This is a genomic window from Metasolibacillus meyeri, from assembly GCF_003049505.1.
In the GTDB taxonomy this organism is placed as follows: Bacteria; Bacillota; Bacilli; order Bacillales_A; family Planococcaceae; genus Metasolibacillus; species Metasolibacillus meyeri.
Window position 1 is genome coordinate 1 of record NZ_PYWN01000123.1, and the last position, 9084, is coordinate 9084.

The 9084-nt window shown below is 41.7% G+C and carries 8 protein-coding genes; 3 read left to right on the forward strand and 5 right to left on the reverse strand.

Annotated elements, in window-relative coordinates:
* The first annotated feature begins 269 nt into the window (after positions 1–269).
* The gene (locus C9J34_RS16635; RefSeq protein WP_107841302.1) at positions 270–1088 is read left to right on the forward strand and encodes a squalene/phytoene synthase family protein; all 819 of its coding nucleotides are present in this window, start codon (positions 270–272) and stop codon (positions 1086–1088) included.
* A gap of 407 nt (positions 1089–1495) precedes the next feature.
* On the opposite strand, the gene C9J34_RS16640 is transcribed toward C9J34_RS16635, so the two are convergent.
* The 3 genes from C9J34_RS16640 to C9J34_RS16650 form a co-directional block, all read right to left on the reverse strand.
* Entirely contained in the window at positions 1496–3490 is a 1995-nt protein-coding gene (locus C9J34_RS16640) for a methyl-accepting chemotaxis protein (RefSeq protein ID WP_107841303.1), read from the reverse strand.
* Positions 3491–4080: 590 nt separating this feature from the next.
* The gene (bioB, locus tag C9J34_RS16645) at positions 4081–5079 is read right to left on the reverse strand and encodes a biotin synthase BioB (RefSeq protein WP_107841304.1); all 999 of its coding nucleotides are present in this window, start codon (positions 5077–5079) and stop codon (positions 4081–4083) included.
* 15 nt (positions 5080–5094) lie between these two features.
* The gene (locus tag C9J34_RS16650; protein ID WP_107841305.1) at positions 5095–5685 is read right to left on the reverse strand and encodes a biotin transporter BioY; all 591 of its coding nucleotides are present in this window, start codon (positions 5683–5685) and stop codon (positions 5095–5097) included.
* Between the two features lie 121 nt (positions 5686–5806).
* Here C9J34_RS16650 and C9J34_RS16655 point away from each other — a divergent pair, with 121 nt between their 5' ends.
* Positions 5807–6205: a VOC family protein gene (locus C9J34_RS16655; RefSeq protein ID WP_107841306.1), complete on the forward strand. Its 399-nt coding sequence runs from the start codon at positions 5807–5809 to the stop codon at positions 6203–6205.
* A gap of 43 nt (positions 6206–6248) precedes the next feature.
* On the opposite strand, the gene C9J34_RS16660 is transcribed toward C9J34_RS16655, so the two are convergent.
* Together C9J34_RS16660 and C9J34_RS16665 are read right to left on the reverse strand one after the other, a co-directional pair.
* Complete coding sequence (locus C9J34_RS16660) at positions 6249–6704, reverse strand: Dps family protein (RefSeq protein WP_107841307.1); 456 nt, start codon at positions 6702–6704, stop codon at positions 6249–6251.
* A 60-nt stretch (positions 6705–6764) separates the two neighbouring features.
* The gene (locus tag C9J34_RS16665) at positions 6765–7871 is read right to left on the reverse strand and encodes a glycerate kinase (RefSeq protein WP_107841308.1); all 1107 of its coding nucleotides are present in this window, start codon (positions 7869–7871) and stop codon (positions 6765–6767) included.
* 136 nt (positions 7872–8007) lie between these two features.
* On the opposite strand from C9J34_RS16665, the gene trhO reads away from it, so the two are divergent.
* Positions 8008–8955, forward strand: coding sequence for an oxygen-dependent tRNA uridine(34) hydroxylase TrhO (gene trhO / locus C9J34_RS16670; RefSeq protein WP_107841309.1), 948 nt, complete (start codon positions 8008–8010; stop codon positions 8953–8955).
* Positions 8956–9084: the final 129 nt, after the last annotated feature.

Genomic DNA, 9084 nt, shown 5'->3' on the forward strand with positions numbered 1-9084 from the left:
ACGAAGTGACAGCGGCAGATGAGTTTTGCTCCGAAAGCGGAGCGACAGGTGCAGGGCTACGCTTCTGCGTGAAAGTGTAGCATTAGCGATAATGTTTCCTGTACCAAAAGCGAAGTTTCATCCATTTCAAACATAAGATAAACTATGCTGGCAACTACCAATTGGTGAAACTAGCAGTCAGTAGTAGTCCCTGCTGATTGAAGGTTCACTTTATCTTTCGTCCATTTTGCGTTACGATAGAGGATGTATATATTTGAGGAGGCGTCGGTATGACAAATAAAGTGCTTCAAAAAGAGGCAATGCGCGTTTTAAAAGAGACGAGCCGCACTTTTTATATTCCGATAACATTTTTACAAAAAGAATTGAAGATGGCTGTGGCGACTGCTTATCTTGCAATGCGTGCCATCGATGAAATTGAGGACCATGAGGAAATTGATAATGAAACAAAGCATGCGTTACTGCTAGCAACAAGTGAGCTATTAAAAAAGCCATTTGATGCGCATGAATATGCCGCACTGCTTGCCCCGCAGCAGGAGAAATGGCCAGAAGTCACAGTGCGCCTAGCTGACTGGTTGGAGGCATGTCCCGCAAGAGCGTTACCACTTGTAACAGCTGCAACGAGCGAGATGGCGATGGGTATGGCAAAATGGGCAAAGGCGAATTGGCAAGTGGCGACGCGCGAGGATTTAGACGATTATACATATTATGTCGCAGGCCTTGTCGGTGTCATGCTGTCAGACTTATGGTATGAGTTTGAAGGAATCGAAACAGAGCGTGATTTAGCGATTGGCTATGGTCGTGGCTTGCAGGCAGTCAATATTTTACGCAACGAGCAGGAGGATTTAGACGATCGTGGTGTCAGCTTCGTACCAGATGGTTGGGGGCGCCCTGAGCTATTCGCTTATGCGGAGGAAAACTTAGCGAAGGCGGACGAGTATATGAAGAGCATTAACAAACGCACAGTCTTACTATTCTGCCGTTTACCGCTCGCTTTAGCACATAAAACATTAAAGGCGATGCACGATGGTCGCGAGAAAATGTCACGTGCGGAAGTTGAGCAAACAGTTGAAGAAATTCAAGCGGATTAATGTGGAAGGAGCTGTCGGAAAAACCAGACAGCTCCTTCCCTTATTGAGCGATTTTCTTTGTTTGTTGAGCGATTTTCGCTATTGGATGAGCGAAAACTGCGTTTCGATGAGCGAATTTTGTTATTCATTGAGCGAATCATTACTTTTGACCTAACTCCACTACAATTGGTTCCATCGTCCAACTGTCTTCCTATTTTCCATTTTATCTAATCACTCATAACAACACAATTCCGCCCTTCTTCTATGCAATGGCTTCTCTGCCAACACTAGCTTTATCTAGTAAATTGGCCAGCATTTTTTCATCTATTATAGTTAGTCCTTTCAGTGTAATTCCTCACGACGATAAAATAAAAGGAGCTGCCTACAATGACGATGCTCTTTATGTTTATTTTTTATTAACCGTTCATTTATACTTTATAATGACCCGCAACACGCTTCAAGCTATTGACCGTGTCATTTAATTGCGTAATCGCAGTTGTCATATTGTCCATGCTTTCGACTTGGTCGCTCACTTGCTCAGCCATTTCCTTCATACCGCCAGAGGTTTGTTTTGCTAAGCCAGACACATCCTCCATCGTCGCTGTTACCTCCTGTGTGCTTGCTGCAATTTCCTGTGCCGCACCAGAAACAGAGTCTACTTCGACTGCTAATGAACGAATATCCGCATTAATTCCTTCAAAAGATTGCTGTACTTTATCAGCCGTCAGATGCCCTTCATCTAAAACGCTGGCTAACGAGCGAATCACTTGCACAATTTCATTCGTTTCAAGTTGAACATTTGTTACGACTTGTGAAATTCGCTCCGCCGCAGTTTTTGAATCCACTGCTAGCTTACGTACCTCATCTGCAACAACAGCAAAACCTTTTCCAGCCTCACCAGCACGAGCCGCCTCAATCGACGCATTTAAGGCAAGCAAGTTCGTCTGATTTGAGATGTCTGTAATTACATTTGTAAAGTCACCAATTGTTGATGATAGCTTGGCTAATTGTTCCGTGCGCGCAACGGAAGAATCATTTTTTTCATAAATCATGGTTAAATGTTTTTGTAGTTGATTCATAATCGCTAAGCCACCATTGGCATTTTCCTCTGTCGTACGAGAAATCGCAGAAATTTCTGTAATGGCCTCTGCAATATGCTGGATTCCTTGTGCTAGTTCACCCATTGCATAGGCACTTTCTTGCGTGCTCGTTAGCTGCCTACTTGAGCCCTCTGCCGCTTGCTCTGACTGTGCTTGAATCGTTTGTGAAGCTTGTAATGTTTGACTCGCGTTATGTTGAATCGTCGTTGTGGCATGTTGAATATCATTTGCCTCTTGTTGCAAATCTCGAATAATCTGTTGGAAATTGTCCATCATCGCATTAAAAGCAACGACTAGTTGACCAATTTCATCCTGTGAGTTCGCCTGAATACGCTTCGTTAAGTCTGCCTCTCCCTGTCCGATATCCTCCAGTGAGCCTTTTACTGCTAAAATACGGGAAACTTGTCTTGAAAGTGTTAAATTTGTCACGATGAAAATAACGGCTATCACAAGAAGTGCAGCGATGACTGTACTAACTTGGATTTTCGTTAAAATTGCATTCGATACAGAAACGGCTAAATAAGAGCCGTTTGACAATTTCTTCACATACTGTGTTACGCGTTCATTATTATATTTGCCTGTCCATTGGTTTAATGCTTCATCAGCAAAATGCTGGCTATTAAAGCCTAAATCCGCTAATGGCTGTTCAGAAGTTGCAGCTAGCACTTCTCCAGCCTCCGATACCATCGCTGCATACAAAACCGTAGCAGATAAATGTTCCTTTAACTCATTCACATAATACGCACTACCAATGCTCGCTTCTAAATCGAGAAGCTGCTGACCGTGACGAGCGACTTGTATAATTTGTGGGCTTCTAGAGTCCCAGCCACCAACCCCAACAAATTTATAAAATTCATTATCAATATCACGAATTTGAGCCTTTTGGACAATTTGCTGTGCACGACCATCTAATAGCTGCATATATTCTGCAGCTTGTCCGTTTGGATCTGAACCAAAATTAAACTCAATTGAAGGAGCGACTGAGGTTACGCCTGTATTCCCCTTATTATCCGTACTCCAAATCTCGTCAATTCCACTGCGCTGAGCAATTTCTTTTAAATCTTCATATGTAGTTCCTTGATGAATAATGTAAGATGCCATGACCGACTGTCCAAGCATTTCCTTTTCCATAATTTCTTCCGCTTTCAGCCTGGAATGAATAGCGCCTTCCATTCCCATCGCAACTGACTCTACTAATGCTTCCCCATTGCGCTTCATATTTTGAGAAGTCGTGTGGTAAATATAAATAGAGAATGCACCAATAACGAAGATAACCACAAGCATAATTTCAAACATCATTTTCCATTTCATCGACTTTACCATTTCAAAACCCCTCTCGAATTTCCATATTTTATTTCATCATACAATAATAGTTCTAATTTATTAATACTTTTAAAGCAAAAAGTAGGAAATAATATTTAATTTTTTCTATAAAATGACACAATAAGCATCTCAAAATAAACAAAGCGGTAATTTTATGCTTTTCGCTAAATTGTAAAGTATTTTCTAACATGCTACGATGAAATGTAGAGGAGGGATTTTATACAAATATATAGAATTTATGTCACGAATATTTCACAAGCGCTTGCCGTATTAAGGGGAGGGGGCTTTGAAGGGAAAGATCGTGGTACATTTATTGAAATCGCGTTCGACCCAAATCAAAAAATGTCTGTCACTATGCTTTTGAATCAAAATAAAATAGTCGTGTACAATATTGAAGAAGCCCAGCTTTTAACTGGGAGAAAAACAGGGTGTGTCCAAATGACACACCCTGTTTTGGAGTTTAATTGGAGCCAACTTCACTATTTAACGGGCGAAAATAGACATTGGTTGGGCGAATTTCTTTGTCCGCTGGGCGAATCATGACTTTAGAACTAGAAATTTCACAAATATCCGCTTCGCCATTTTGGCTTTTAATGATGACAAAGCTCCTGCTGCTTTGCTGTTAGTTCAATTTCAAAGCCTAAGTCCTCCAGCATTTGATAATCTTTATTTTTCTCCTGTCCCTCTGTTGTCAAATAATCACCAACAAAAATACTGTTTGCGGCATAGAGTCCTAACGGTTGTAGCGAGCCTAAGTTGATTTCGCGTCCACCCGAAATACGAATTTCCTTTGTCGGATTAATATAGCGGAATAATGCCAGTATTTTTAAGCAGTAGCGTGGATTTAACTCCTTCGTTCCTTCCAGCTTTGTGCCATCAATCGCATTTAAAAAATTAACTGGAATCGAATCTGCATCAAGTGCATACAGAGCATACGCAATATCGACAACATCCTGCTTTGTTTCCTTCATGCCAACAATTGCACCTGAGCACGGTGAGAGCCCATGCTTTTTCGCAATTTCTACCGTGTTGACACGGTCCTCATACGTATGCGATGTCGTAATAAAATCATGGTGCCGAGCTGATGTATTTAAATTATGATTGTAGCGATCAACACCTGCCTCCTTCAGTTGTTCCGCCTGCTCGTCCTTCAATAAACCTAAACAAGCGCACACCTTCAAGCCATACTTTTCTTTAATCTCCTGAACCGCCTCACTAACAACATTAACATCTTTGCGCGTCGGGCCTCGCCCACTCGCCACGATACAAAATGTGCCGATTTGATTATCAAATGCCTGTTTCGCACCTGCTAAAATTTCCTCTTTCGTAATAAATGGATACTTTTCAATCGGTGCTGTTGAAATGGATGATTGCGAACAGTAGCCACAGTTTTCAGGACAATAGCCACTTTTGGCATTCATAATCATATTCAACTTCACCTTATGACCGTAATAATGCTTACGAATGGTATAAGCCCCATGTAGTAACGGTAGTAGCTCCTCATCTGGCGTATGTAAAATCGCCAATGCCTCGTCATTTGTTAACATTTTCCCCTCGATTACATCATTCGCTAGTTGCTGCCAGTTCATGTTTTCCCCTTCTCTCTACTTGATTGGTAAAATATGCAATACCTTTTGCAAGCGATAAGCAAGTAAGCCTGCCACAATCGCTAAAATAAAATCTTTCGGCATCGGTGGCACCATCCATGCCCATGCCATTTTATAGCTAAAGCCCTCCGGTGCTGCCGCCCACAATTGGTAAGCAAAATACAGCCAATTCGTGCCTAACAGATAAATGAAGATCATCGCGATTAAACCGCTTGCAACATAAGCTTTTTTCGTTTGGTAACGCTCAACAATTGCCCCCGCAATATAAGCGCAAATAATAAAACTAACGAGAAAGCCAAATGTCGGCGAAACTAATGCGGCAGGCCCTCCTGTGAATTTCGCAAAAACGGGTGCGCCTGCTAGTCCAATACACATATAAACCGTACAAGCAACCGCCCCTTTCACACGCCCAAGCACAAGCCCTGCTAAAACACCAAAAAAAGTTTGCAATGTAATAGGTACACCACCCGCCACTAAAAATGGCACAAACGACGTAATATTCGCTCCAACCATCATCAATGTGGCAAATGCACTGCAATAAAGTAAATCTACCGTGCGCCAAGTCGTACTTTTCGATACAGCTTCCATCAAAACATACCTCCATTTACGTTAACCTATAAAATATATAAGTTAACGTAAATATTAGCGAAAGGTTTTATTTTCGTCAATATGAAAGTTTGCTATAATTTTCAAAAGAGGAGGCATCGCATTGACAAAAGGACTTTTACACCATATCGAATTATATGTTTCTAATTTGGCGCATTCCGTCGAGTTTTGGGGCTGGTTTTTAGAAGAACTAGGCTATGAACCTTTTCAAAAATGGGAAACTGGACAAAGTTGGAAACTTGCAGATACATATATTGTTTTTGTACAAACAGAAGAAAGATTTTTAGATATCCCGTATCATCGATGCAGAGTTGGCTTAAACCATTTAGCTTTCCATGCAAACTCACGCGAACATGTGGATGCTATGACAACAAAGCTACAAGAAAAGGGAATCCACCTTCTTTATACAAAGAAACACCCATTTGCTGGCGGTGAGCAATACTATGCTGTTTATTTTGAAGACCCTGATCGAATCAAAGTTGAATTAGTTGCACCAAATTAAAAAAGAGTCACGTGGAAACATAGCTCCACATGGCTCTTTATGCTTATTGCGCGCTTACACTTTCACCAAGATAAGCGTTTAACATCCACGTATGCTTCTCAATGCTTTGGTACATTGCATTGAGCATGTCCTCTGTGCGGTCATCGCCTTCTTCTCCAGCAATTGACATCGTTTCGTTTAATGCGTTCATAATCGTTTTGAAGTCTGCAACGATTGTCCCAACCATTTGTTCCGCTGTTTCTTTCCCTTCAGCTTCCGCGATTAATGATTGTGCTAAATGCTCACGCAATGTTGCAACAGGCTTGGCATCCCTCGATAAAATTCGTTCTGCTAATTCATCTAAATTCGCCGTTGTTTCATTGTACAACTCTTCAAATTTATCATGTAATGTAAAGAATGATGGTCCGCTTACATACCAGTGATAATTGTGTAATTTCGTATACAAGACAGAATACGTTGATACAAGCTCATTTAATTTTGCGTTTAAATTTTGTGACATCAATCAAAACTCCTTTATATTGTTAGTACACTATACTTTACCCCATTTTGAAAATTTTAATCATCTAATGTCAGCGATTAAATGAAAAGCAGCATTTGTTAAATATTTTGCAGGCTCCCGCATCGCCATTGCTATTGTCACATCATGTTGTACAACAGCACGACAAAACTCAAAATGTTGGGCCAATAACTCTCTATCTTCTTCCACAATCGAACCTGATAATAAAGCAACAGGTATATTTTGTTTTTTCGCATAGGTCAAAACGCCAAATGGCGCTTTTCCATGTAAAGTTTGGGCATCTGACTGCCCTTCACCTGTAATAATCAAATCGGCACGCTCAATCGCTTTCACAAATTGCAGCCGTTCAAGCACAAGCTCAATCCCTTGATAAAACTGTCCATTCAAAAAAGCGATTAATGCACCGCCCATGCCACCAGCAGCGCCTGCGCCTTTGTAATTGTGCAATCGGATGCCTTTTTCCGTTTCAACAACGTCCGCCCATTTTGTTAGGGCCGCATCGAAATATGCGATGTCTTGTACCCCTTTTTGCTTGCCAAAGACCGCTGTTGCGCCCTTTTCACCAATGAGTGGATTGTCAACATCACAGGCAATCGAAAAGTGCGCATGCTGAATTTTTTCATCCCAATTTGTAAAATCTAAGCGATGTACATGGTGTAAGCCGTCGATTGTTTGTTCCACTTCAATGCCAGTTTCATCTAATAAGCGCAAACCTAATGCCCGTAACATTCCGACACCGCCATCATTTGTCGCACTGCCACCGATGCAAATAATAAATTCCCTGTAGCCTTGATTTAACGCATGACGAATTAACTGCCCTGTGCCGTAACTGGAAGCAATTGCAGGATTGCGTTCCTCTGGTCGCAGCAATGTTAAGCCTGAAGCTTGTGCCATTTCAATCACACATGTTGTGCCATCGCCTAACACGCCATAGTTTGCGCTAATTTCTCGCCCAAGTGGATCAAGTACCTTTGCTGTATGTATTTGCTGTGCAAGCGTCGTCAATGTTCCTTCGCCACCATCCGCAATAGGTAATAAAATCGTTGTCGCATCAGGCATTTGCTGTTTAATGCCACGCTCGATACTTTCAGCAGCCTGTAACGCTGTCAATGTTCCTTTAAATGAATCTGGGCTAATCACAATTTTCATTCTTCTCACCCCTCAACGAAATTATAGCATTAACTTCAGCCGAATTACGGATAGCACTATTTGTCCATTTTTGATATACTTATCGACGGCTTTAAAAAAACGTGTCCTGCAAACACGAAATAAGGTGGAACTAGAAATGAAAGATTACAGAGTTTTATTATATTATTTTTACACAACAATCGAGGACCCTGCGGCATTTTCAGAGCAGCATTTACAAGCGTGTAAAGACCTTGAACTAAAAGGGCGAATTTTAGTCGCGACAGAAGGGATCAACGGCACTGTTTCTGGTACAGTTGCAGCAACAAATGCCTATATGGATTTGATGCAAAACGACCCATTATTTAAAGGGATTGTCTTTAAAATTGATGAGGTGGAAGGTCACGCATTCAAAAAAATGCATGTGCGCCCACGCCCTGAATTAGTAAATTTAAGCTTAGAGGATGATGTCAATCCGCATGAAATTACAGGCGAATATTTATCCCCTGCGCAATTTTTAGAGCAAATGCAACGTGAAGATACAGTCGTATTAGATGTGCGTAACACGTATGAATATGATGTCGGCCATTTCCGTGGCGCGATTCGTCCAGAAGTCGATAACTTCCGTGACACGCCTACATGGGTACGTGAAAACCGTGAGTTATTCGAAGGAAAGCGCGTCCTAACCTATTGTACAGGCGGCATTCGCTGTGAAAAGTTTTCGGGCTGGTTAAAGCGTGAAGGCTTTGAGGATGTAGGTCAATTGCATGGCGGTATTGCCACTTATGGCAAAGACCCTGAAACAAAAGGACAGCTGTGGGACGGGCAAATGTACGTCTTTGATGAGCGTTTAACTGTGCCGATTAACCAAGTAGAGCATGTTGTTGTTGGGCGTGATCATTTCGACGGCACACCTTGCGAGCGCTATATTAATTGTGCCAACCCAGAGTGCAACAAGCAAATTTTAACGTCAGAAGAAAACGAAGCGAAGCATTTAGGCGGCTGTACAATTGAGTGTACGAAGCATGAGCGCAATCGCTATATTGTAAGACATAATTTAACAGAACAGCAAGTGCAGCAAGCAATTGCCGCGCTTGAGCAAGCATAAAATTGCTTTGGATTAGCTAGTTCAAAAGTAGTGATTCGCCCGTAAGACACCGTGTTTCGCACATTGAACAAGGGAATTCGCACGCAAGGCACCGTGTTTCGCACATTGAACAAGGGAATTCGCACGCAA

Excerpts from the sequence above, each read along its gene's own strand:
- C9J34_RS16635 (WP_107841302.1), top strand. The coding sequence starts at position 270 with ATGACAAATAAAGTGCTTCAAAAAGAGGCAATGCGCGTTTTAAAAGAG.
- C9J34_RS16640 (WP_107841303.1), bottom strand. The coding sequence starts at position 3,490 with ATGGTAAAGTCGATGAAATGGAAAATGATGTTTGAAATTATGCTTGTG.
- bioB (WP_107841304.1), bottom strand. The coding sequence starts at position 5,079 with ATGAACTGGCAGCAACTAGCGAATGATGTAATCGAGGGGAAAATGTTA.
- C9J34_RS16650 (WP_107841305.1), bottom strand. The coding sequence starts at position 5,685 with ATGGAAGCTGTATCGAAAAGTACGACTTGGCGCACGGTAGATTTACTT.
- C9J34_RS16660 (WP_107841307.1), bottom strand. The coding sequence starts at position 6,704 with ATGTCACAAAATTTAAACGCAAAATTAAATGAGCTTGTATCAACGTAT.
- C9J34_RS16665 (WP_107841308.1), bottom strand. The coding sequence starts at position 7,871 with ATGAAAATTGTGATTAGCCCAGATTCATTTAAAGGAACATTGACAGCG.
- trhO (WP_107841309.1), top strand. The coding sequence starts at position 8,008 with ATGAAAGATTACAGAGTTTTATTATATTATTTTTACACAACAATCGAG.